General features: G+C 62.9%; 17 protein-coding genes and 1 pseudogene. 8 read left to right on the top strand and 10 right to left on the bottom strand.

Going from position 1 to position 22621, the window contains the following annotated elements; genetic code table 11:
* Positions 1–54 precede the first annotated feature (54 nt).
* The 4 genes from AC0L16_RS21790 to AC0L16_RS21775 all read right to left on the bottom strand — a co-directional run bounded on the left by AC0L16_RS21790 (position 55) and on the right by AC0L16_RS21775 (position 6832).
* Entirely contained in the window at positions 55–1548 is a 1494-nt protein-coding gene (locus AC0L16_RS21790) for an aldehyde dehydrogenase family protein (RefSeq protein ID WP_473623171.1), read from the bottom strand.
* 71 nt (positions 1549–1619) lie between these two features.
* Complete coding sequence (locus tag AC0L16_RS21785) at positions 1620–4766, bottom strand: efflux RND transporter permease subunit (RefSeq protein ID WP_473623170.1); 3147 nt, start codon at positions 4764–4766, stop codon at positions 1620–1622.
* A 249-nt stretch (positions 4767–5015) separates the two neighbouring features.
* Positions 5016–6152: an efflux RND transporter periplasmic adaptor subunit gene (locus tag AC0L16_RS21780; protein WP_473623202.1), complete on the bottom strand. Its 1137-nt coding sequence runs from the start codon at positions 6150–6152 to the stop codon at positions 5016–5018.
* Between the two features lie 71 nt (positions 6153–6223).
* Positions 6224–6832, bottom strand: a complete 609-nt coding sequence (locus tag AC0L16_RS21775) for a TetR/AcrR family transcriptional regulator (protein ID WP_473623200.1) — start codon at positions 6830–6832, stop codon at positions 6224–6226.
* Between the two features lie 309 nt (positions 6833–7141).
* Between AC0L16_RS21775 and AC0L16_RS21770 the strand changes: the two genes are divergently transcribed.
* From AC0L16_RS21770 to AC0L16_RS21755, 4 genes and pseudogenes are all read left to right on the top strand, one after another.
* Positions 7142–7495 (top strand): VOC family protein, encoded by a 354-nt coding sequence (locus AC0L16_RS21770; protein WP_473623168.1) that lies wholly within the window; start codon positions 7142–7144, stop codon positions 7493–7495.
* Positions 7496–7546: 51 nt separating this feature from the next.
* Positions 7547–7813: pseudogene (locus AC0L16_RS21765) on the top strand (PhzF family phenazine biosynthesis protein); the annotation flags it as partial.
* A 22-nt stretch (positions 7814–7835) separates the two neighbouring features.
* Positions 7836–8441: a PhzF family phenazine biosynthesis protein gene (locus AC0L16_RS21760; RefSeq protein WP_473623198.1), complete on the top strand. Its 606-nt coding sequence runs from the start codon at positions 7836–7838 to the stop codon at positions 8439–8441.
* Between the two features lie 249 nt (positions 8442–8690).
* Positions 8691–9545, top strand: a complete 855-nt coding sequence (locus AC0L16_RS21755) for a COG3904 family protein (RefSeq protein ID WP_473623166.1) — start codon at positions 8691–8693, stop codon at positions 9543–9545.
* A gap of 20 nt (positions 9546–9565) precedes the next feature.
* Here the strand turns inward: AC0L16_RS21755 and AC0L16_RS21750 are convergent, their stop codons facing one another.
* From AC0L16_RS21750 to AC0L16_RS21740, 3 genes are all read right to left on the bottom strand, one after another.
* On the bottom strand, positions 9566–10714 hold the full coding sequence (locus AC0L16_RS21750; RefSeq protein WP_473623165.1) for an amidohydrolase: 1149 nt from the start codon (positions 10712–10714) through the stop codon (positions 9566–9568).
* A gap of 358 nt (positions 10715–11072) precedes the next feature.
* Positions 11073–12710, bottom strand: coding sequence for an acyl-CoA synthetase (locus tag AC0L16_RS21745; protein ID WP_473623164.1), 1638 nt, complete (start codon positions 12708–12710; stop codon positions 11073–11075).
* A 22-nt stretch (positions 12711–12732) separates the two neighbouring features.
* The gene (locus AC0L16_RS21740; RefSeq protein ID WP_473623162.1) at positions 12733–12978 is read right to left on the bottom strand and encodes a type II toxin-antitoxin system ParD family antitoxin; all 246 of its coding nucleotides are present in this window, start codon (positions 12976–12978) and stop codon (positions 12733–12735) included.
* Between the two features lie 145 nt (positions 12979–13123).
* Between AC0L16_RS21740 and AC0L16_RS21735 the strand changes: the two genes are divergently transcribed.
* Positions 13124–14089: a sugar-binding transcriptional regulator gene (locus AC0L16_RS21735; protein ID WP_473584458.1), complete on the top strand. Its 966-nt coding sequence runs from the start codon at positions 13124–13126 to the stop codon at positions 14087–14089.
* A gap of 81 nt (positions 14090–14170) precedes the next feature.
* Positions 14171–16225, top strand: coding sequence for a bifunctional aldolase/short-chain dehydrogenase (locus AC0L16_RS21730; protein ID WP_473623160.1), 2055 nt, complete (start codon positions 14171–14173; stop codon positions 16223–16225).
* Between the two features lie 70 nt (positions 16226–16295).
* Here AC0L16_RS21730 and AC0L16_RS21725 read toward each other — a convergent pair whose 3' ends face one another.
* The 3 genes from AC0L16_RS21725 to AC0L16_RS21715 all read right to left on the bottom strand — a co-directional run bounded on the left by AC0L16_RS21725 (position 16296) and on the right by AC0L16_RS21715 (position 19980).
* Positions 16296–17351: a substrate-binding domain-containing protein gene (locus tag AC0L16_RS21725; protein WP_473623159.1), complete on the bottom strand. Its 1056-nt coding sequence runs from the start codon at positions 17349–17351 to the stop codon at positions 16296–16298.
* Positions 17352–17413: 62 nt separating this feature from the next.
* Complete coding sequence (locus AC0L16_RS21720) at positions 17414–18433, bottom strand: ABC transporter permease (RefSeq protein ID WP_473623158.1); 1020 nt, start codon at positions 18431–18433, stop codon at positions 17414–17416.
* A gap of 35 nt (positions 18434–18468) precedes the next feature.
* On the bottom strand, positions 18469–19980 hold the full coding sequence (locus AC0L16_RS21715; protein ID WP_473623156.1) for a sugar ABC transporter ATP-binding protein: 1512 nt from the start codon (positions 19978–19980) through the stop codon (positions 18469–18471).
* Between the two features lie 136 nt (positions 19981–20116).
* On the opposite strand from AC0L16_RS21715, the gene mtnK reads away from it, so the two are divergent.
* On the top strand, positions 20117–21388 hold the full coding sequence (gene mtnK / locus AC0L16_RS21710; RefSeq protein ID WP_473623155.1) for an S-methyl-5-thioribose kinase: 1272 nt from the start codon (positions 20117–20119) through the stop codon (positions 21386–21388).
* Positions 21385–22479, top strand: coding sequence for an S-methyl-5-thioribose-1-phosphate isomerase (gene mtnA, locus AC0L16_RS21705; protein ID WP_473623154.1), 1095 nt, complete (start codon positions 21385–21387; stop codon positions 22477–22479). Before mtnK ends, mtnA begins: the two co-directional genes overlap by 4 nt.
* The last annotated feature ends 142 nt before the right edge of the window (positions 22480–22621 follow it).

Raw genomic sequence — 22621 nt, 5'->3', positions numbered from 1 at the left:
TTTGCCGGCATCTTGGCGGTCAGCGCCGCGGTTGAGGATTGGCAGGCGGATCGCTCAATCGATCTTGATGAACACGCCCTTGGTGTTGAGATACTCGTCGAGGTGCTCGGCGCCGCCCTCGCGGCCGTAGCCGCTCATCTTGTAGCCGCCGAAGGGCACGGCCGGATCGATGGCGTGATACGTGTTCACCCAGACCGAGCCGGCGCGGATTTTTCGCGACAGCTGGTGGGCGGTGGCGACATTGCGGGTGAAGACCCCGGCCGCAAGACCGTAGGGCGTGTTGTTGGCGCGCTCGACCGCCTCATCGAGCGTATCGAACGGCAGCGCCGAAATCACCGGCCCGAAGATTTCCTCGCGCGCGATCCTCATGTCGTCAGAGACACCGGCGAACACGGTCGGCGCGACGAAATTGCCGGCGGCCAGCGCGCCCTTCATCAGGCGTTCACCGCCGGTGACGAGGGTCGCGCCCTCCGCCGCGCCGGCCTCGAGATAAGAGGCGACCCGTTGCATCTGCTTTTCGGAGACGAGGGGGCCGATCTCGGTCGCCGGGTCGATGCCGTCGCCGATCCTGAGATCCTTGGCATAGGCCGCCAGTCGCTCGATGAACTCGTCATGGACGGAGCGTTCGACGAACATGCGCGAGCCGGCGATGCAGATCTGGCCGGAATTGGCGAACACCGACATCGCCGCCACCGGCACCGCTTTGTCGAGATCGGCGTCGGCGCAGACGATGACCGGCGACTTGCCGCCAAGCTCCAGCGAGACGCGCTTGAGGTTGCCGGCCGAAGCGCGGACGATCGACTGGCCGGTTGCCGTCGAGCCGGTGAAGACGATCTTGTCGACGCCCATATGCTCGGCAATTGCGGCGCCTGCCTCGGCGCCGGTGCCGGTCACGATGTTGACGACGCCTGGCGGAACGCCGGCCTCGTTCATGATGTCGGCGATCAGAAGCGGCGTCAGCGGCGCCTCTTCCGAAGGTTTCAGCACCACCGTGCAGCCGGTCGCCAGCGCCGGCCCGATCTTCCAGATCGAAGCGGCCGTCGGTGCGTTCCACGGGATGATGGCGCCGACGACGCCGACCGGCTCCTTGCGCGTGAAGGAGACGATTTCGCCCGGCAGAGAGTTCTCGATCGTCTCGCCATGCAGGGAGGTCGCCATGCCGGCGTAATAGCGCAGCATACCGATGACGCGGTTGCGGTTGGCGCGGGTGCGAACGATCGGCATGCCCATGTCGGTGGTGTCCGAGCGGCTGATCTCCTCCCAGTGCTTTTCGAAGAGGTCGGCGATCCTGAGCAGCAGCACCTGCCGCTCATAAGGCTTGTACCGGCTCCACGGCCCGTCGAAGGCCTTGCGCGCCGCGGCCACCGCCAGTTCGACATCCTGGCGGTCGCCGCGCGGCACCGTGGCAATGACCGCGCCGGTGGCCGGATTGCGGGTTTCCATCGTGCGGCCCGAGCGGGCGTCTATCCAGGTGCCATCGACGAACATCTGACGGTGGCGTCCGTCGATCGGCCGGCGTAGCGCCGCCGGTGTCTGAGCTACGGTCATGACGGTCCTCCTCCAGCGCGCTCCTGCCGGTGGGCGGATTTAATCCCTGGACGTCACATCTGCCAACAGCTCTATTCGGCCGCCAGGGGCAGTTGCGGCTGGTCATCGTTTTCCGCCAGTTTCGGCTCGGCGGCCGGCTCCGCGACCTCGACCTTCTTGCGCTCCCTGCCGAAGAACAAGGCATAGCCTGCCGGAAGGACGAGAATAGTCAGCACCGTGGCAACGAGGATGCCGCCCATCATGGCATAGGCGAGCGGACCCCAGAAGACGCCGCGCGAGATCGGGATCAGCGCCAGGACCGCCGTCAGCGCCGTCAGCATGATCGGCCGGAAACGGCGGACTGCCGAGCCGATGATGGCCTCCGAGCGTTCCATGCCGGCCGCGATGTCCTGGTCGATCTGGTCGACCAGGATGATCGAGTTGCGCATGATGATGCCGAGCAGCGCGATCACGCCGAGAATGGCGACGAAGCCGAACGGTGCGCCACTGATCAAAAGTGCCGCCGCAGCACCGATGATGCCGAGCGGGCCGGTCGCCAGCACCAGCATCGCCTTGCCGAAATGCTGCAGCTGGATCATCAGCAGCACGACGATGACGGCCAGCATGATTGGCGCTTTCGCAGCAATCGAGGCCTGGCTTTCGGCCGAATCCTCCGCGCCGCCCTGGATCTCGATGTTGTAGCCGGGCGCCAGACCGTCGCGCAGGCCCTGCATCTCGCTGTACATCTTCATGACGACATCGTTCGACTGCACGCCATCCGGCAGCGTGGCGCGCACGCTGATGGTCGGCAGACGGTCGCGCCGCCATTCGACGCCTTGCTCCAGCACCGGGACGACCTTGGCGACCTGCGACAGCGGCACGAAGCCACCGAAATCCGTCGGGACAGAGACCGAGTCGACCGCCGACAGCAGGTGGCGGCTTGCCGCCGGTTCCCGGGCGACGATCGAAACCGTCTCCTCGCCGTCGCGGAAATCATCGAGCGGCGCTCCCGACATGGTCGCCTGCAGCACCTGGCGGATGCGCTGCGAGGTGACGCCGAGCGCACGGGCGCGATCCTGGTCGATCACCAGCTTCATCTCCGGCACCGGCTCCAGCCAGTCGTCGTGGACGGCGCCGAGCAGCGGATTTGTCTGGAACTTCGCCTTCACCTCGTCGGCGATGCGGCGCACCTCCTGGCGATCCGGGCCCATGACGCGCATCTGCACCGGCCAGCCCGTGGGCGGCCCGAGGAACAGGCGGTCGACCTTGGCGCGGACCGACGGGAAATCCTCGGCCAGAATGGTGCGCAGCTTGACAATCAGCCGCTCGCGGGCCGGTTCGTCATTGGCCATCACCAGAAGCTGGGCGAAGTTCGGATTGCGAAGCTGCTGGTCGAGCGGCAGGAAGAAGCGCGGCGCGCCCTCACCGATATAGGTGGCGATGAAGCGCTTGTCCTTGTCGTCCATCATCCTGGTTTCGAGCGCCTTGGCCTGCGTCTCGACTTCCTTGATGCTCGTGCCTTCCGGCAGCCAGAGGTCGACAAGGATTTCCGGACGCGACGACTGTGGGAAGAAATTCTGCGGGATGAACTGGAACGCCCACAGGGAGGTGGCGAAGGTCACCAGCGTCATGACCAACACGATGATGCGATGGCGGACGGACCAGCTGACGGTGGCGCGAAGCCGGCGATAAAAGCGCGTGTCGAAGACATCGTGATGGCTGCCGGCGTGTTTTCGCTGCTTGAGGATCATGTGACCAAGCCACGGCGTGAAATAGACCGCCACGAACCAGGACACGACCAGCGCGATGCCGACGACGTAGAACAGCGTGCGCACATATTCGCCGGCGGTCGAGGCCGCGAAGCCGACCGGAATGAAGCCGGCGGTGGTGATCAGCGTGCCGGTCAGCATCGGGAAGGCCGTCGAGGTGTAAGCAAAGCTCGCCGCCTCGATCTTGACCATTCCTTCCTCGAGCTTGCGTTCCATCATTTCGACGACGATCATCGCATCGTCGACGAGCAGGCCGAGCGCGATGATCAGCGCGCCAAGCGAAATGCGCTGCAGATCGATGCCGATCTCGTACATGATGGCGAAGGTGGCGGCCAGAACGAGCGGAATGGTGATCGCGATCACCAGGCCCGAACGCCAGCCGATCGTCAGGAACGAGACGACAAGCACGATCAGCAGCGCCTCGCCAAGCGCCGTCATGAACTCGCCCACCGCGTCCCGCACGACTTCCGGCTGGTCGGCGATCTGATCGACCGAAACGCCGTAGGGCAAGGCCTCTTCGAAGCGGTGATAGGTCGCCTCGACCTCCTTGCCGACATCGGTGACGTTGAAGCCCTTGGCCATGACGACGCCGACCTGGACGCTGTCGTGGCCGTTGAAGCGGTATTTGCGCTGATAGGGATCCTCGAGACCTTGGGTCACGGTTGCGATGTCGCCGAGGCGCGTCACCTGGTTGCCGGCGCGCAGGCGAAGTTCGCGGATGTCGGCCGCCTCGGTCACGCTGCCCTCGACCGAGATGCGCACGGAGCGCTGGCCGGTGTCGACCGAGCCTGCCGGATCGACATTGTTCTGGCCCTTGATCGCGTTCTGCAGATCGGTGAGCGTCAGGCCGCGCTCGGCAAGCACCTTGGATGAAACGTCGATATAGAGTTTTTCCGGCTGGTCGCCGATGATCACCGCCTTCTCGACACCGGGCGTGGTCAGCAGCATGTCACGCGCCTGGATGGCCAATTTCTTCAGTTCGGGATAGCTGTAGCCATCGCCGCTGATCGAATGCAGGGTGATGAACGTGTCGCCGAATTCGTCGTTGAAGTAAGGCCCAAGCAGCCCCTGCGGCAGCTCATTGGCGATATCGCCGACCTTCTTGCGTACCTGGTAAAAGGCATCCGCGACCTCAGTCGGATTGGTGTCGCCTTCCACCTGCAAGGTGATGATGGCGCTGCCGGCGCGCGTGTAAGAACGGACGAAATCGAGATGCGGCGTTTCCTGCAGCTTGCGCTCGATCTTGTTGACGACCTGGTCCTCCATCTCCTGGATCGAGGCACCGGGCCAGACCGCCTGGACGACCATGATGCGGAAGGTGAAATCCGGATCTTCCTTCTGGCCCATGCGCATCAGGCCGAGCGCACCGGCAACGATGATCAGGCCGAACAGGAACCGCGCAATGCTCGGGTGCCCGATCGCCCAGCGCGAAAGATTGAAGGGCCGTTTTTCATTGGTGTCGGTGGTCATAGCGCCAGTCCATCTATCTGATCGTCAGCGCACGCACACGGCATGCCCACGGAGCTTCTAATGCTGGCTTCCGGGCGGCGAGGCTTTCCGAGCGGAGAGACACTCATCGCGGTGGGGCGCTAGGGCCGATGTCGGGGGGGTACATCGACCTGACGTCTCGACAATCGGGCACCTGCCGCCCGGAAACCGTGAACCGCTTGACCTCGCGGCTTGCGCCGATGCGAGGAAAAGCCGTTTTATGCCTGGCCGTCAGCGCACGCGCTTGACGGCGGCGCCATCGTCCGCCGATGCGGACTGTTGCACCGCGTCGCCGGCCAGCTTGACCTTCAGATTTTCGGCCATGAATTGCGTGCCCGCCGCAACGACGACATCGCCGGGTTGCAATCCTTCGGCAACATGCACGCCGTCGGCGGTGAACTCGGCGACCTTGATCGGACGCGCATGGACGGTCTCGCCGATGCGGTCCACGGTCCAGACGATCTGCTGGCCGTCCTTTTGCGCCAGTGCGCTCAACGGGATCGATACGCTTTGCAGGCTGTTGTTGGCGGCCGAAGCCTCGATATTCGCGGTCATCCCGAGAAGCACCCGCGGATCGTTGGGCAGGCTGACGCGAACGGCAAAGGTGCGCGACTGCTGATCGGCGCTGCCGGCGACTTCACGGACCTTGCCGTCGAGCGTCAGCGCTTCGTCGGACCAGAAGCTTGCCTTGACGTCCTTGCCCGGCTTGAACTGGGCGATATCCGTTTCCGGCACGGCGATCAGCACTTCCTTTTCGCCATCGACGGCAACGGTCACAACCGGCGTGCCGGAGCCGACCACCTGACCGACATCGGCGGTGACTGACGTGACGATGCCGTTCCTGTCCGCCTTGAGGTCGGTGTAGAGGACCTGGTTCTTCGCCTGTTCAAGCGCCGAGCGGGCGGAATTGCGGGTGGCGACCGCCTGATCATAGCTGAGCGTCGCCTGTTCGAGCTGCGATTCCGAGGCGAACTTCTTGGCAAACAACTGTTCGGCACGACGGCGGGCAAGGCCCGTCGTCTCGACCTGCCGCTCGGCGGCCTCGAGGTTGGCCTCGGCGCTGTTGACCGAAAGGTCGTAGTCGGCGGGATCGATGCGGGCCAGAACGTCGCCCGGCTTGACGCGCTGGCCGATGTCGACCAGGCGCTCGGTGATCTTGCCGTTGATGCGGAACCCGAGATTCATCTCGGTGCGGGCGCGCACCGATCCGGAGTAGGAGAGCTCACGGGTATCGTTCGCCTTGGCGATCTCGACGACCTTGACCGGCCGGACGATGTCCTTGACTTCCACTTTTTCTTGCGAGCAACCGGCGAGCCCAAGCGCCGCGACGACGACCAGAGCCGGACCAATGGCCGGCAGCCTGTTCATGATGGATCTGGACAAAGACACTTGCGTACTCCCGAAATGGAGATGGATTGTCGACGCCCGGCGGACGCCGGTCATTTCTTCAAAGCCCTGATGGCAAACACGATAAGCTCGTCCGGCATCGCCCGGTTGTTCTTGGCAAGGCACTGGGCGACCATCTGCGGGTGACACAGGGTGATGATAGCGGCGCCGAAACACCGCGAAGCGACCTCCGGGTCCTGGTCGGCAAACTCGCCGGCCGCGATTCCCTCGCGGATCACCTCCTCGACCAAGCCGCGGATCCTGTCGATATGCTTCTCGATGACATGCCAATCGCGCTCGATGGCGACGACGACCATTTCGTGCACCTTCTCCTGGTCGAGCATGGTGTCGCGGGTCCACTGATAATGGGTTTGCACGTAGCGGCGCAGCCTTTCGCTGGCCGTTCCGGGACTATGGCAGGCGTCGTAGGTCAGTTGGTAGCAGGTGGCGAGCATACGGCCGCAAACGGCCTGGTGGATCTCAACCTTGGAGGCGAAGAAACGGTAGATGTTGGCCGTAGACATGCCGAGTTCACGGGCTATGTCGGCGACGTTGGTCTTGCCGTAGCCGTAGTGGCGGAACAGTCGCTCTGCGCAATCGAGGATGCGCGCGACATTCTCCTGCCGGACCAGGTCAGCCGTCGTGTCGAGGGTGTCATGCATCATGGATCATTAGCTCATTACGAGTGACGAATTTTGAATTTCGTCACTCGTAATTCGAAATCGCCCACCTGTCAACAGGTGATGTTACCTTTCTGGACGACCGATGACATCTGTTGATACAACCTGGGCGTGAACAGCGTTAACGAAGCCTGCTGCGGCCGTGCACCGGCACCCCGCCGGTCCTCCAAGGTCTCCGGCACTCTGCGGCTCAGGTGATCGGCGTATTTTATTCCGACGTGCTCCGCAGCGCGCAGCTATGCGTTACCATCCAAGCTGTGGAGATATGGCAAGCTGTGGAGGAGATATGGAATGACCGTCCTGCGCATCGTCTCGAATATCGCAACAGACAGCATTCCGGATGTTCGGAAGTTCTATACCGACTTGTTCGGGCTCGATGCCGTCATGGATCACGGATGGCTCGTCACGCTGGCGTCCAGCGAAACCACCGTCCCCCAGATCGGCATCGCCAGCGAGGGCGGCTCAGGCACGCCGGTGCCCGATCTGTCGATCGAGGTCGACAATGTCGATGCGATTTATCTTCGCGCAAACGAGATCGGTTGCAGAGTGGTCTATGATTTGACTGACGAGCCGTGGGGCGTAAGACGCTTCTTCATTGCCGACCCGACCGGCAAGCTGCTCAACGTGCTCTCCCACCTCCGCTAGAAGTTGTCTGCAATACTGCACGGGCCCAATTGCGGTTCTCGGAGGAAAACCATGAGCAGAACAATTCCATTTCATTTCGTCGATGTCTTCGCGGTAGAGCCGCTGACCGGCAATTCACTGGCGGTGGTCGATTGCGGTGCCGAGTTGGCGCTCGAGCTGATGCAGAACATTGCCCGTGAGTTCAACCAGTCCGAGACCACTTTTGTCCTACCGGCGACCCGGGCGGACGCCGATTGGAAATTGCGCTCTTTCACGCCGAAAGGCGTAGAGGTTTTCGGTGCAGGCGGCCACAACACGCTAGGGGCCCTGGTGGTGGCTCGCTGCAGCGGGGCGGCTCGATCTGAGCGATGGCCCGACATGGTTTCACCAACAGATCGGCGACTCGGTATATCCATTGGCCATCTGGCAAAGTCAGGGGAAACTCGAAAAGATCATTATGCGGCAAGAAGCCCCAGTGGCCGGCGGGCAGATCTCAAATCCTGGCGCTCTTGCCACGGCACTCGGCCTAAGTACGGAAGAAATAACGGACGTCGTGCCTTGCCAGGTGGTCTCGACCGGTGCTGCCCATCTCCTGGTGCCGATCCGCGATCGCCAAGCCGTCGACCGGATTTCGCCTGACGCCAAACAGCTTTTCGACCTGCTCGACGAGGTCGGCGGGGAAGGCTGCTACGTCTTCTCACTTGATCCGCTACAGCGGGGAAGTATAGCGTATGCACGGTTTTTCAACCCGACTGTCGGCATTTCCGAGGATCCAGCAACCGGTACGGCGGCTGGTCCGCTCGCCGCACATCTGGTTGCACACGGTCTTGCGCAGCCCGGCGTCGTCAAGGTCGAGCAAGGCACGGCGCTCGGACGTACCAGCATCATCGAGGTCGATGTCGATGCCGGCTCAGTGAGCGTATCGGGGCGCTGCATTGTGGTGGCGAGCGGAGCGTTTTCGATTTAGTCGAAAGACTCGACCGCGAAGGTGGCGGAATCGAAGGTAAGGCCGCTCTGCGGATCGACGCCTTCGCCCCCGCGCTGGCGAGCCAGGCCGCCCAATCGATCCGATAGCCGTCGCGGATCAGCGTGTGGTGCCTGAGGTCCCCGGGCTTGCGCAACGGATGCGCGCCCCTGCCGCCGAAGATATAAAAGAGGTTGTGTCAGAGGGGCCCGAGGCGATAGCAATTATTCTGCTGCTGGGGGGCTTTTCATCATGACAACTCGCTTGGGTCTGCTGACGACATTCTGCTTCATCGTCGCAAGTTTACTTGTGGCCTTGGTTGCTACCGCTTCGGCCGGCGCAAAGCAGAAGAAACCCGAAGCGTGGCCGATGAATTTCGCTCTGGTTCGGAACGGCGATTGCAAGGTAAGCTGCGTCCAATGGATTTCTGCCGAGGGCACGATAACAGCTGACACCGGCAGACAATTTGAGCAGTTTCTGACCAAGCTGAAGGATCAAAGGCTTCCCGTCGTGTTTCAGTCTGGCGGGGGGAACGTGGCTTCGGCGCTTTGGATTGGACGCGTGATCCGGGCCGCTGGCCTCGAAACCGCGGTGGGCAGAACGGTGTTGAACGGCTGCCCGATGCTGGTGCCGCGCTGTCCCGAAAAGATCGTCAAGAACGGCTGGTCGGAAGGCGAAGTTCACGCAGGCGGGGCGTACTGTTTCTCGGCTTGCCCCTTCGCCTTGGCTGGGGGGCATGTCCGCGCCGCGGCTGTCAATGCCAGGATCGCCCTCCATCAAATAACGGACGGCAGGAAAAGAGCGCCTACTCCGACGGGACGCAGAAACCTCGATGAAATTTCTACGAGGCCTGATCCGGCCCTGAAACGGATGCTTTCCGACTATTTCGAGGAAATGGGCGTCCGCAGCGGCGACGTGTTCGTGATGATGGGCCTGGCAACGCCGGAGGGCCTCTATGACGTATGGAGCGCTGAAGCGCTCAAATCAGGCATCATTACGAAAGTCTTCTCATACTCGGACGAACCGGGCTACGTCACTGGTGGAACCGATGACGAACCGGGCGACGTCATTAATATCCCGCCTGAGATCGAGATTTTGCTCAAATAGGTGGCCGCCCGGGGAGCCAATCAGCCCAGAAGGTTGCGCGCCGTGCGCATGAATATTCTGGATCCGATCGGGATCAGGTCGTCTGGAAAGTCATAGTCGGGGTTGTGCAGCGAAGGGTACCGCTCGCCGGCGCCGAGGAAGAACATGGCGGACGCTGCGCTATGTCCGAACACGCCGAAATCTTCCGAAGCGCGCATCGGCAGGGCTTCCTCTGTGCGTGGCACGCCTTCTTCGTCGAGCGCGCGCTGCAGATGTTCCACGGCATCCGGCGCGTTGACGCTGGCAACGAAGATCTCGTGATAGTCGTAGCGGGCCGAAAGCCGATGATCTCCCGCGATCTTTTCCACCAGCGCTTCCGCGGCGGCGCACAGGTCTGCCATGCGCTCATTGCGCCTTGTGCGCAGCGTCGCCCACACTTCTGCAATTCCCGGCGCAATGCCGAACACGGCTTCGCCCATCAGGGCATGGGTGACGGTCACCATACTGAAATCGTCGTCAGCGAAGGTTCCGCGCCCGAGCGCGGGCAGTGCCGGCATCAGCTGGCTGACCGCCATCATTGGCGAGACACCCGTTTCGGGCATCGACGAATGCGCGGTCTTGCCCTCCAGCAATATCCGGATGCCGCGTGAAGCACAGTTGACCACGCCGGGTTTGATACGCACCTCACCGAACGGCACACCGGGCAAATTGTGCAGCGAGAAGGCCAAATCCGGCGCGATCTCGGAAAAGCGCGGATCGGCTACGACGCCGGCCGCGCCATTGCCGGTTTCTTCCGCCGGCTGGAACATCAGCACGACGCGGCCGCGGGCAGGTCTTTCGCGCCCGAACTGGCGGCCAAGTGCGGCCAGGATCGCGGTATGTCCGTCATGGCCGCACATATGCGACTTTCCCGGTACGAGCGACGAATGAGAAACGCCTGAAAGCTCATAAATCGGCAGCGCATCGAGTTCCGACCGGAACAGGATTGTCGGACCGACTTTGCCGCTTTCATATACCGCCGCCACACCGTGGCCGCCCAATCCGGTCAGCACCTTGTCCGGCGCTGTGTCGGCGAGGAAGTCGACAACCTCGCTCGCGGTCTTCTCTTCCTCATGCGAGATTTCCGGATGCTGGTGCAGCCTGCGGCGCCATGCCGTCAGCTCGACAATGTCTCGATTGGTCAGGGTCATGTTTTTCCTGCTCTGCTTGGCGCTAGAGCAATTCCAGGAAGCGTGTGAAACGGTTTTCCGTCCGGAATTGCGTCAAAACAAGAGATAGAGCGGATCGGCGATTCTTATCAAAAGCTGAACCGCTCTAACGCTGAAAGAAAGGCACCATCGGTGCCGATTATGATCCCTCCTCGACTGCAGCCGGATGGGGTTCTGTAGGTTAACTCTGGCTCGAAACGGTCGTTACGCTTACCTGATTAATGGGTCCTGACTCTAGAGCGGTTCAGCTTTTGATAGAATCGCCGACCCCGCTCTAAATATTTGTTTTTACGCAATTCCGGACGGAAAACCGCTGCGCACTTTTCCTGGAATTGCTCTGCTATCCCTTGGCCATCTCCCTCAGCCGGAACTTCTGGATCTTGCCGGTCGAGGTCTTCGGGATTTCGGCGAAGATCACCGCTTTCGGCACCTTGAAGCGGGCGAGCAGCGCGCGGCAGTGGTCGATGATCTCGGCCTCGGTCGCCGTCCTGCCCGGCTTCAGCTCGACATAGGCGACCGGCACCTCGCCCCATTTGTCATCGGGCCTGGCGACGACGCCGCAGGAGGCGACGGCGGTATGCTTGTAGAGCGCCTCCTCGACTTCGATCGAGGAGATGTTCTCGCCGCCGGAAATGATGATGTCCTTGGAGCGGTCCTTGAGCTGGATATAGCCGTCGGGATGCATGACGCCGAGGTCGCCCGAGTGGAACCAGCCGCCGGCGAAGGCCTCGTCGCTCGCCTTGCGGTTCTTGAGGTAGCCCTTCATGACGATGTTGCCGCGGAACATGACCTCGCCGATCGTCTCGCCGTCGGCCGGCGTCTCCTCCATCGTCTCGGGGTCCATCACCGTCAGATCCTCGAGCGCGGCATAGCGCACGCCTTGCCTGGCCTTTCTCGCCGCCTTCTGTCCCTTCTCCAGCCCATCCCACTCGCCATGCCATTCGTTGACGACCGCCGGGCCATAGGTTTCGGTCAGGCCATAGAGGTGGGTGACGGCAAAACCCGCATCGGCCATGCCCGACAGCACCGCTTCCGGCGGCGGTGCCGCGGCGGTGTTGAAGGTGACCGTCTGCGGAAATTGCCGCTTGTCCTCGTCGCTGGCGTTGATCAGCACCGACATCACCACCGGCGCGCCGCACAGATGCGTGACGCCGTGGTCGGCGATGGCGTCGTAGATCGGCTTCGGCCGCACCCAGCGCAGGCAGACATGGGTACCGGCCTGCACGGCCAGCGTCCACGGAAAGCACCAGCCATTGCAGTGGAACATCGGCAGCGTCCACAGATAGACCGCATGCTTGCCCATGCCGGCATGGATGGTGTTGGCATAGGCCATCAGCGCTGCACCGCGATGGTGATAGACGACGCCCTTGGGATTGCCTGTCGTGCCGGAGGTGTAGTTGAGCGAGATCGCGTCCCATTCGTCGTCGGGCATCGACCAGGCGAAATCCTCGTCGCCGCCCGCGACGAGGTTCTCGTAATCGAGCGAGCCGATCCGCTCGCCCTTGGGATAGGGCGCGTCAGTGGCGTATTCGGGATCGTCATAGTCGATGACCAGCGGTTTGACCTTGGCCAGCGCCAGCGCGTGGCTGACGACGCCCGCAAATTCGCGGTCGACGATCAGCACCTTGGTTTCGGCATGGTCGAGTTGGAAGGCGATGACGGCGGCATCGAGGCGGGTGTTGAGCGAATGCAGCACCGCCTTGGTCATCGGCACGCCGAAATGCGCTTCCAGCATCGGCGGCGTGTTGGACAACATGACGGTGACGGTGTCGCCCTTGCCGATGCCGCGCCTGGAGAGCGCCGAGGCAAGCTTCAGCGACCGCCGCCAGAAATCGCGATAGGTCGCGCGCTGGCGACCATGGATGATCGCGACATGGTCGGGAAAGGTCTTTGCCGCCCGCTCCAGATAGCTGAGCGGCGTCAGCGGCTGGTGGTTGGCTGGATTCCTGCCGAGATCCTGTTCGTAGGGATTGCCCATCCCGTCCTCCCGCCTCAATCGGCTAGAAGCCTTGCTTTGCGAACTGCCTAGCCTTGGCTTCCAAGGCCGCGTCAATATCCTGCTCGGTGGCCACGCCGCCTTCAGCAAACGACTTGTCCAGCATGGCACGTAGCGCCTTCAGCTTTTCCTCACGTTCTTCGACCAGGCGCAAGCCCTCGCGCACGACTTCGCTGGCAGAGCCGTAGCGGCCCTGCTTGACGATGTTGGACACAAAAGTTTCCCAGCGCTCACCCAATGATACGTTCATTGTCAGGCCTCCTGTTCAGTTTTTTTGTTATCGCGACACCAAAATTGGCGCAATCACTGACATCGACAAAATGCCTCGCAGTTCACCAAGCTCTCGCAATTTGACTTTTGTCGGCAGCCGTGAATAATGTCAGCGAGGAGATGGCATGGCGATCCGACCGGCAGAACAGCTTATCCACAAGGCCGCCTGGCTCTACTATGCCCATGGCCTGCGCCAGGACCAGGTCGCCAGCCAGCTCAAGATTTCCCGAGCCTCGGTCGCCATGTATCTGCGCAAGGCGCGCGAGACCGGGATCGTCAACATCTCGACCTCGACCCAGCTTTTCACCGACGATGTAATGGCGCGCAAGCTCGAAGACGCATTGAGGCTCGATGCCGTCTGGATCGCGCCGGAAAACGGCCATGTCGCCGATCCGTCGACCGACATCGCGGTGCTGGCGGCCAGCGTCTTTCTCGAACTGATCAAGAAGGGCGATCGCATCGGCGTCGCCTGGGGAAGGACCATCTATACGATCGCCGACATCATGTCCTATGCCGACCTGCAGGATGTCACGGTGGTGCAGCTCTGCGGCAATCTGGGAGCCCCCTATTCCTACCGGCCCGACCAATGCACCATGGAAATCGCCCGCCGGCTCAATGCCAAGGGACTCAACTTCTATGCGCCGCTGGTGCTGACGACAGAGGAACTGGCGCGCGGCCTGCGCGACGAGCCGGTGATCCGCGAGCAGTTGTCGGGCATCAGTGCGTGCAATCTGGCGCTTTACTCGGTCGGCACCGTCGATGCCGACAGCCATGTCGTCAAATGCGGCGCGCTGACTGCCAGCGAAATGGAGGTGCTGCGTCGTGCCGGGGCTGCCGGCGTCATCGCCGGTCAGATCATCGACGCGCAAGGCAAGGCGCTCGACTGCAGCTACAACCGGCGGATCATTTCGGCGGAGCTGTCATCGCTGCGCAAGATTGAGAAGCGTCTCGTGGTGGTGCAGGAGGACAGCAAGTTCGGACCGCTGGTGGCGGCGATCGCGGGTGGGCTATGCACGCATCTGGTGGTCGGCGCCCGGATGGCGCGACGGCTGCTCGACCATGCAGGACCGGCAGCAGAAAAGGTCGCCTAGCGAACACAAGCCGCGGACGCATTGTCATCAAGGCGTCGCGGCATTCCTGTTTCACAACAAAAACAACCGGACAAAGCGAACATGAAGAACCTGTGGAATGACGGCGACGCGGAGAAGCTGGTTGCCGACTATGCAATGAAGGGTGTGGCACGCGACCTGACGCTGCGCGTCTACACGACCAGGCTTCTGGGCGGCGAACCGCGGCTTGTCCTGCATGGCGGCGGCAACACATCGTGCAAGACAAAGGCCACCGATCTCGTCGGCGACGAATGGGACGTGCTCTGCGTCAAGGGCAGCGGCTGGGACATGGGCGTCATCGAGCCGCAGGGCCTGCCGGCGGTCAAGCTCGGCGCGCTGCTCAAGGCGCGGTCGCTCAAAAAACTCTCCGACGAAGACATGGTGGCGCTGCAGCGGGTCAACCTGATCGATCCGTCTTCGCCGAACCCGTCGGTCGAGACGCTGCTGCACGCCTTCCTCCCGCATAAATTCGTCGACCATACGCATTCGACCGCGATCCTCGCCATTGTCGACCAAGACGACAGCGAGGCGCTGAGCAAGAAGGTCTTCGGCAACAAGATGGGGTTCGTGCCCTACATCATGCCGGGCTTCGACCTGGCGAAGGCGGCTGCCGATGTCTTTGACGCCGACCCGACGGTCGAAGGCCTGATCCTCGACAAGCACGGCATCTTCACCTTCGGCGACGATGCCAAGCAGGCTTACGACCGGATGATCCATTATGTGAACCTCGCCGAGGATTTCATCGCCAGCCACGGCAAGCCGCACATCGAAAAAGCCGCCCTGCCGGCCAGGCTGGCGAAGCCTGCGGAGATTGCGCCGATGCTGCGCGGTGCGGTGGCGGTGGCGCGCGGCGAAGGCCGCTTCGACCGCATGATCAGCGATTTCCGCACCTCGGACGCGATTGTCGATTTCATCAATTCGGCAAAAATTGCCGACTATGCCGGGCGCGGCGTGTCGACGCCCGACCTGTCGATCCGCATTAAGACCGGACCGATGGCGCTGCCGGCGCCCGACGCCGACAAGATCGGCGACTACAAATCCGTCATTCGCCAGCATGTCGAGAAATTCGCCGGGGATTATCGCGCCTACTTCGAAACCAACGACGCGCTCGACGATGTGAAGCGCACGATGCTCGACCAGATGCCGCGCCTGACGCTGGTGCCGGGGCTCGGCATGTTCGGCCATGGTCGCACGCTGAAGGACGCGAAGATTGCCTCCGACGTCGGTGAAATGTGGATCGAGGCGGTGCGCGGCGCCGAAGCGATCGGCGATTTCCATCCACTGTCCAAGGCCGACCTGTTCCCGCTCGAATACTGGTCGCTGGAACAGGCCAAGCTCGCCTCCAACAAGCCGAAGCCGCTGACCGGCCAGGTTGTGCTGGTCACCGGCGGCGCCGGCGCGATCGGTGCCGCCACCGCAAAACTGTTCGCCGACAATGGCGCTCATGCGGTCGTCGTCGATCTCGACGCGTCAAAGGCTGCCGAGGCAGCAAAAAGGGCCGGCAACAGTTCGATCGGCATCGGCGCCGACATCACCGATCCGGCGCAAATGCGCGCTGCCTTCGACAAGGCGGTCGCCGTCTACGGCGGCCTCGACATCCTCGTCTCGAACGCCGGTGCGGCCTGGGAAGGCAGGATCGGCGAACTCGACGACGCCACTTTGCACAAGAGCTTCGAACTCAATTTCTTCGCCCACCAGTCAGCGGCGCAGAACGCGGTGCGCATCATGCTCGAACAGGGCACCGGCGGCGTGCTGCTGTTCAACACCTCCAAGCAGGCAATCAATCCGGGGCCGAAGTTCGGCGCCTACGGCATCCCGAAGGCGGCGACGCTGTTCCTGTCCAGGCAGTATGCGCTCGACTACGGCGCGCATGGCATCCGTTCGAACGCCGTCAACGCCGACCGCATCCGTTCGGGGCTGTTGACCGACGCCATGATCGCCAGCCGCTCGGGCGCGCGCGGCGTGTCGGAAAAGGAATACATGGCGGGCAACCTGCTCGGGCAGGAAGTGACGGCCGAGGACGTCGCCCAGGCCTTCCTGCATCAGGCGCTGGCCGAGCGGACCACCGCCGATGTGACGACGGTAGATGGCGGCAACATCGCGGCGGCGCTGAGGTAGGCTCAAGAACAGTCCAGACGCAAAAAGAGCGGCCCGAAAGCCGCTCTTTTCTTTTGCCTGCGATAAAGAGCTACTTGGCGTTCGGGTTCGGCATCCAGGCCGGCATCGCGACATCGGCATGGGCGAACTGCGGCAGCTTGGCCGAGAGGTCTTCCATGTTCTTGATGTCCTTGTCGATCAGATCCTTCTGGGTGATCAGCGTCGGCGGCACGACGACGTTGTGGCCGGGGTCTTCGCCGGCCAAAAGCTGCGCCAGCGCACGCACCGAAACCTGGCCGACGACAGCCGGATTGGTCGCGGCGGTTGCCGCCCAGGCGCTGTCGGGCTCGCGCATCGCGGCGATGTCGGAGGTCGAGATGTCGGCCGAATAGATCTTGATGTCCTGGGACAGACCGGCCTCGTCGACGGCGATCTTCACGCCCTTGGCGAATTCATCATAGGGCGCGAACATCACCTTGATGTCGGGGTTGGCCGACAGCACCGAGCGGGCCTGGTTGGCGACGGAATTGGCGATCGGATTGTCGAGCGTGCCGAACATCGCAGCCTCGTTGATGCCCGCATATTTCTTCTTGAAGTCGACCCAGGTCTCGTTGCGGCGGTCGAGCGGCGCGATGCCGGCGACGTAGACGTAGCCGGCCTTCCAGCTCTCGCCATTGTCCTTGACCGCCTGCTCGAGCGCGAGGCGCGCGAGGTCGCGGTCGGACTGCTCGATCTGCGGTATCTTGGGGTTTTCGACATTGACGTCGAAGGCGACGACCTTGATGCCGGCGTCGACCGCGCGCTGGGCGGCTTCCTTCATCGATTCCGTCAAGCCGTGCTGGATGATAATGCCCTGGACGCCGAGCGCGATGGCCTGGTCGACCATATCTGCCTGAAGGGCTGCGTCCTGACGGCTGTCGAGGACCCGCAGATCGACGCCAAGCGCCTTGGCCTGCGTTTCGACGCCGGACAGATAGGCCTGGAAGAAGTCACCGGTCGAGAGATAGCGGACCAGCGCGATCTTGACGGCGCCGGGCTTGTCGAACGGCGCCGGCCTGTCCTGTGCCATCGCCGGGACCTGCATCAGCAGCGCAGCGCCGGCAAGCCCGAGTGCTGCCTTCCCCAAAAGTCTTCTTGTGATCCTCATGGTGTTTCCTCCACTTGTTGAACTCAAATTTCAGGCGGTCGAAAATCCTATCTGTCGAAATCCTACCTGTTGCCCCTGCCGGAAAGGGCGAAGGTGAAGACCAGGGCAACCACGAGAACCACGCCCTTGATGAAATCCTGCGTGTAGTAGGGCGCGTTCATCATCGTCAGGCCCTGTAGCAGCACGCCGACAAACACCGCGCCGACAGCCGTGCCGAAGGCGTTCGGCTTGGCGGCGCCAAGAACCGCGTAGCCGATGAGCGCCGCCGCGACAGCGTCGAGCAGGAGATTATTACCCGAGGCGATGTCGCCGCGTCCAAGCCGGGCAGCGAGCAAAATGCCGCCGATCGAGGCAAAAACCCCTGAAATAACGTAGGCCCAGATTTTGTATGCCTTGACAGGCGCGCCGGCGAGCTCGGCAGCCCGTTCGTTGCTGCCGACCGCATACATCATGCGGCCGAAACGGGTGTATTCGAGAAAGAACCAGATCAGCACCGCAAGCACGAGCAGGACGACGACCGAAACCGGGATGAGGTTGGGGATGAAGAAATCGAAGCGGTGGCGGCCGAGCGCCAGGAAGGCGCGGCCGAACGTGCCGTTGGCGACCGAGCCATCGGGCATCGTCATGCCGGTGGCGATCGAGCGGCCCTCGGTCGGTATGCGCTGCAAGCCGACGAGCAGGAACATCATGCCGAGCGTCGCCAGGAGATCCGGCACGCGCATATAGACGATCAGCCAGCCATTGATGAGGCCGACAACGGCGCCGATCAGGAGACATGCGACAACAGCAACGATAGCGTTCTGCTCCAGCACCACCATGACATAGGCGGCTGCCATCATGGCGCTGGTGGCGACCGAGCCGATCGACAGGTCGAAGCCGCCGACGACCAGGGTGGCGGTGACGCCGAGCGCCAGCACGCCAGTGATGGCGACGGACTGAAAGATGAAGACGGCGCTCTGCGGCGAGACGAAGCCATCGGCGGCGATGGCGAAATAGGCGATCAACCCGAACAGCAGAACGATGAAGCCATAGCGAATGGCATGGTCGCGCGCGGCCGCCATCCTTGCCCAACCCGAACTCATGCCCTCTCCATTCCACGTCCCATTATCTGCCCGCCTCACGCTGCGCTGTGCAGCGGCCCGCCCGCCACTTCGGCCAGCAGGCGTTCGAGGTCGATGTCGGCGTTGCGATGCTCGCCGACGATCGTCTGCTCCGACATCACCAGGATGCGGTCGGCGGTCTCCAGCGCCTCATCAAGCTCGGTGACGAACAGCAGCGTCGCACGGCCGTTGGCGCTCGCCCGCAGCTCGGCGGCGATATCGCGCCTGGCCGAAATGTCGACGCCCTGAAACGGCTCGTCCAGGATGAACAGTCTTGCCGCCTGCGACATCCAGCGGGCGACCATCACCTTCTGCTGATTGCCGCCGGAAAGCGCTGACATTTCGTCCTTCTCCGAGCGGCAGACGACGCCCAATTCCTGGATCTGCCGGCGGGCGGTGGCGCGCTCGACGCGGCGCTTGAGGACGCCCAGACGCGACATCCGCCGGTGGAACGGCAGGCTGATATTCTCCTGGATGTTGAAGTCGCCGACGATCCCGTTTTCGCTCCGGTCCTTGGCGACGAGAAACACGCCAGCAGCGATCGCCTCGCCCGTCGACCCCGGTGCATAGGCTTTGCCGTTCAGCATCATGGTGCCGGTGAGCGGCTTGCGGACGCCAAACAGCGTCTCGGCGAGCGCTGTCTTGCCGACGCCGACGAGGCCGGTGATGGCGACGACCTCGCCGTCGCCGAGCGTCAGCGAGATCGGCCTGGAACCTTCGGCAATGCGCAACCCGTCGATCGTCAGGACAGGCCTAGCCGAATTCCTGGCGACGATCCGGTCGAGGTGGATCTTGCGGCCGAGCATGGCGTTGACCGCGCCTTCATAATCGAGCGGCTTGCTGTCGAAGACACCTGAGACGACGCCGTCACGCATCGAGACGATACGGTCGGCAAGCCGCCTGATGTCCGACATGCGGTGCGAGATGTAGAGGATTGCGACGCCGTGCCCGCGAAGCCTGTCGAGCAGCGCGAAAAGCCGGTCGGCCTCGGCGCTGGACAGAGAGGAGGTCGGCTCATCGAGGATCAGCACTTTCGGCTGATGCGCCATAGCGCGGGCTATCGCCACCATCTGGCGGTCGGCCAGCGAGAGTTCGCTGATCCGGGCTCTCAGGTCGATGGCCAGCCCCATGCGGTCGGCAACCGCCTTTGCCTCGCGACGCACCAGGCCCGGATTGAATAGGGTCGGCGCGCCGCTGCCGCTCAGCCTGTCGAGGGTCAAATTGGTGGCGACGTCGAGGTCGGCTACGACACCATCATTGATGTTTTGATGAACGGTGACGACACCGGCGCGTATCGCCTCCGCCGGCGTATTCGGCGCAAAGTCGTGCCCGGCAAGGCTCATCGTGCCGCCGCCGCGCTCGTAGACGCCGCTGATGATTTTGACCAGGGTGGATTTACCGGCGCCGTTGGCGCCCATCAGCACGGTCACTTCACCAGCATGCAAATCGAGCGAGACGCCGCCAAGCACCTCGATATGGCCAAAGGACTTCCTCAGGCCGTGCACGCGGAACACGGCATTATTGCCCATTCGTTCCTCCCTGACCATGACGCTAGGGGCTGCTCCGGCAATTGTCAACACGATTGACAATTGCCAGAGAGCTTCCTAGCTTGGACCAACCGCCTTGGCTCCACTATGATGGGAGCACATCAGCGGGAGGGTGAGGATGACTGGGAAATTGCCGTTCGAAGCACTGTCGGTCGACACCCTGGCAGCACGTCTCGGCGCCAACGATGCCCTGTGTTCGCATATCGGCAAAGATACAATCCGCTGGAAGGTCCGCGAGGTCGGCGACGGCAATCTGAACCTGGTCTTCATCGTCGAGGGCGCCACGGGTGCGGCCGTCGTCAAGCAGGCCCTACCCTATGTCCGCCTGGTCGGCGACAGCTGGCCGCTGCCGTTGAAGCGCTCCTTCTTCGAGTATCACGCGCTGACGCGGCAGGAGGCGAGAGCGCCAGGTTCGGTGCCTGCGATCCATCACTTCGATGAGAGCCAGGCGCTGATCATCATGGAATATCTGTCGCCGCACATCATCCTGCGGCGCGCGCTGATCGAAGGCCGGCAACTGCCGAACATCGCCAGAGACATCGGCCTGTTCATGGCCCGCACCCTGTTTCGCGGCTCCGACCTGCATATGGCGACCAGGGATCGTAAAGCCGATCTGGCGCTGTTCGCCGACAATGTCGAGCTCTGCGACATCACCGAGAACCTGGTGTTCTCGGACCCGTATTTCGACGCCAAGATGAACCGGCATACGAGCCCGCAGCTCGACAGCATCGTCGCAGAGTTGCGCGCCGATCGCGATCTCAAGGTCGAGGCGCAGCGGCTGAAGCACATTTTTGCGGCCAATGCGGAGACGCTGCTGCATGGCGACCTGCATTCCGGCTCGATCATGGTCACCGAGACAGAAACGCGGATGATCGATCCCGAATTCGCCTTCTACGGCCCGATCGCCTTCGACGTCGGCATGCTGCTCGCCAATTTCTGGATGGCGTTCTTCTCGCAGCGTGGCCACGAGCAGAATGGAAAGCGCGACACCATGCGCGCCTATCTGCTCGACGTGACCGTCGACACATGGTCGGTCTTCCGCACCGAGTTTGCGCATCTGTGGCGAACCGAGCGCACCGGCATGCTCTACCAGAAGAGCCTGTTCGAGGATCAGGGCGACAGGCTTGGCGCCGAACAGGCGCTCGACCACATGCTGCATCAGGTGTGGACCGACATGCTGGGCTTTGCCGGCGTCGAGGTGCACAGGCGCATTCTGGGCCTCGCGCACAACGCCGATTTCGAGACCATTGCCGACGAGGATCTGCGCGCCACATGTGAGGCAAAGGCGCTGAAATTCGGCCGTCACATCGCCGTCAACCGGCGCCAGATCCACAGCATCGACGAGGTCAACAAATTGGCCGCGCTGATCGAACGGGAGAACAGGATTTGAACGTCGGCGACCGCCACTATCGCACCATCTGGCTGAGCGACGACGGCCGTTCGGTGGACATCATCGACCAGCGCTGGCTGCCGCATGATTTCCGCGTCGAAAAAGTCGGCACCGTTGCCGGCATCGCCACGGCGATCCGCGACATGTGGGTGCGCGGCGCGCCGCTGATCGGCGTCACCGCGGCCTATGGCGTTGCCATGCAGATGGCCGACGATCCTTCCGATGCGGCACTCGACTGCGTCTGGGAGGTCTTGCACGAAACCCGCCCGACCGCGATCAATCTGCGCTGGGCGCTCGATGAGATGCGCAATTTGCTGCGGCCGCTTCCATCTGGACAGCGCGCCGAGGCGGCTTACCGGCGCGCCGGCGAAATCGCCGACGAGGATGTCGGCCTCAACCGCGCCATCGGCGTCAACGGGCTTGAAATCATCAGGGAAATCGCAGCGCGCAAGCAGCCGGGCGAGCCGGTCAACATCCTGACCCACTGCAATGCCGGCTGGCTAGCCACCGTCGACTACGGCACCGCCACGGCGCCGATCTATCTGGCAACGGAAGCCGGCATTCCCGTTCACGTCTATGTCGACGAAACCCGCCCGCGCAACCAGGGCGCCCAGTTGACCGCATGGGAGATGGCCGGCCACGGCGTGCCGCATACGCTGATCGTCGACAATGCCGGCGGCCATCTGATGCAGCGCGGCCAGATCGACATGGTCATCGTCGGCACCGACCGCACCACCGCCGACGGCGATGTCTGCAACAAGATCGGCACCTATCTGAAGGCGTTGGCCGCCGCCGACAACGACGTGCCGTTCTATGTCGCGCTGCCGTCGCCGACCATCGACTGGACGGTGGGTGACGGGCTGGCCGAAATCCCGATCGAACAGCGCTCTGGCGACGAGGTCTCGCTGGTCTGGGGCAAGAGCGCCAATGGCGAGATTGCGCAGGTCCGCATCTCGCCGGAGACGACGCCCGCGGCAAATCCGGCCTTCGACGTGACGCCGGCGCGGCTGGTCACCGGATTGATCACCGAACGCGGCGTCGCCAAGGCTTCGCGCGACGGCTTGAAGGCGATGTTTCCCGGACGGGGATGATCCTGCTCCCGCGGTTTACTGCTGAACGGTCTGCAGCGGACCCTAAACACCAAAACTGCCGGCTCGCCGGACCCCCTGAAAGACGGGTCTCGCGGGCAATGCCAAATGCGACGTCGATCCACCCGGGATCCGACAAGGCCGC

This window comes from Mesorhizobium sp. WSM4848, from assembly GCF_055811375.1.
This window is presented reverse-complemented; position numbering and strand designations above follow the sequence as displayed.

What these genes read in the sequence shown, in the direction of transcription:
- AC0L16_RS21790 (WP_473623171.1), bottom strand. Translation starts at nt 1,548, where the DNA reads ATGACCGTAGCTCAGACACCGGCGGCGCTACGCCGGCCGATCGACGGA.
- AC0L16_RS21785 (WP_473623170.1), bottom strand. Translation starts at nt 4,766, where the DNA reads ATGACCACCGACACCAATGAAAAACGGCCCTTCAATCTTTCGCGCTGG.
- AC0L16_RS21780 (WP_473623202.1), bottom strand. Translation starts at nt 6,152, where the DNA reads ATGAACAGGCTGCCGGCCATTGGTCCGGCTCTGGTCGTCGTCGCGGCG.
- AC0L16_RS21775 (WP_473623200.1), bottom strand. Translation starts at nt 6,832, where the DNA reads ATGCATGACACCCTCGACACGACGGCTGACCTGGTCCGGCAGGAGAAT.
- AC0L16_RS21770 (WP_473623168.1), top strand. Translation starts at nt 7,142, where the DNA reads ATGACCGTCCTGCGCATCGTCTCGAATATCGCAACAGACAGCATTCCG.
- AC0L16_RS21755 (WP_473623166.1), top strand. Translation starts at nt 8,691, where the DNA reads ATGACAACTCGCTTGGGTCTGCTGACGACATTCTGCTTCATCGTCGCA.
- AC0L16_RS21750 (WP_473623165.1), bottom strand. Translation starts at nt 10,714, where the DNA reads ATGACCCTGACCAATCGAGACATTGTCGAGCTGACGGCATGGCGCCGC.
- AC0L16_RS21745 (WP_473623164.1), bottom strand. Translation starts at nt 12,710, where the DNA reads ATGGGCAATCCCTACGAACAGGATCTCGGCAGGAATCCAGCCAACCAC.
- AC0L16_RS21740 (WP_473623162.1), bottom strand. Translation starts at nt 12,978, where the DNA reads ATGAACGTATCATTGGGTGAGCGCTGGGAAACTTTTGTGTCCAACATC.
- AC0L16_RS21735 (WP_473584458.1), top strand. Translation starts at nt 13,124, where the DNA reads ATGGCGATCCGACCGGCAGAACAGCTTATCCACAAGGCCGCCTGGCTC.
- AC0L16_RS21730 (WP_473623160.1), top strand. Translation starts at nt 14,171, where the DNA reads ATGAAGAACCTGTGGAATGACGGCGACGCGGAGAAGCTGGTTGCCGAC.
- AC0L16_RS21725 (WP_473623159.1), bottom strand. Translation starts at nt 17,351, where the DNA reads ATGAGGATCACAAGAAGACTTTTGGGGAAGGCAGCACTCGGGCTTGCC.
- AC0L16_RS21720 (WP_473623158.1), bottom strand. Translation starts at nt 18,433, where the DNA reads ATGAGTTCGGGTTGGGCAAGGATGGCGGCCGCGCGCGACCATGCCATT.
- AC0L16_RS21715 (WP_473623156.1), bottom strand. Translation starts at nt 19,980, where the DNA reads ATGGGCAATAATGCCGTGTTCCGCGTGCACGGCCTGAGGAAGTCCTTT.
- mtnK (WP_473623155.1), top strand. Translation starts at nt 20,117, where the DNA reads ATGACTGGGAAATTGCCGTTCGAAGCACTGTCGGTCGACACCCTGGCA.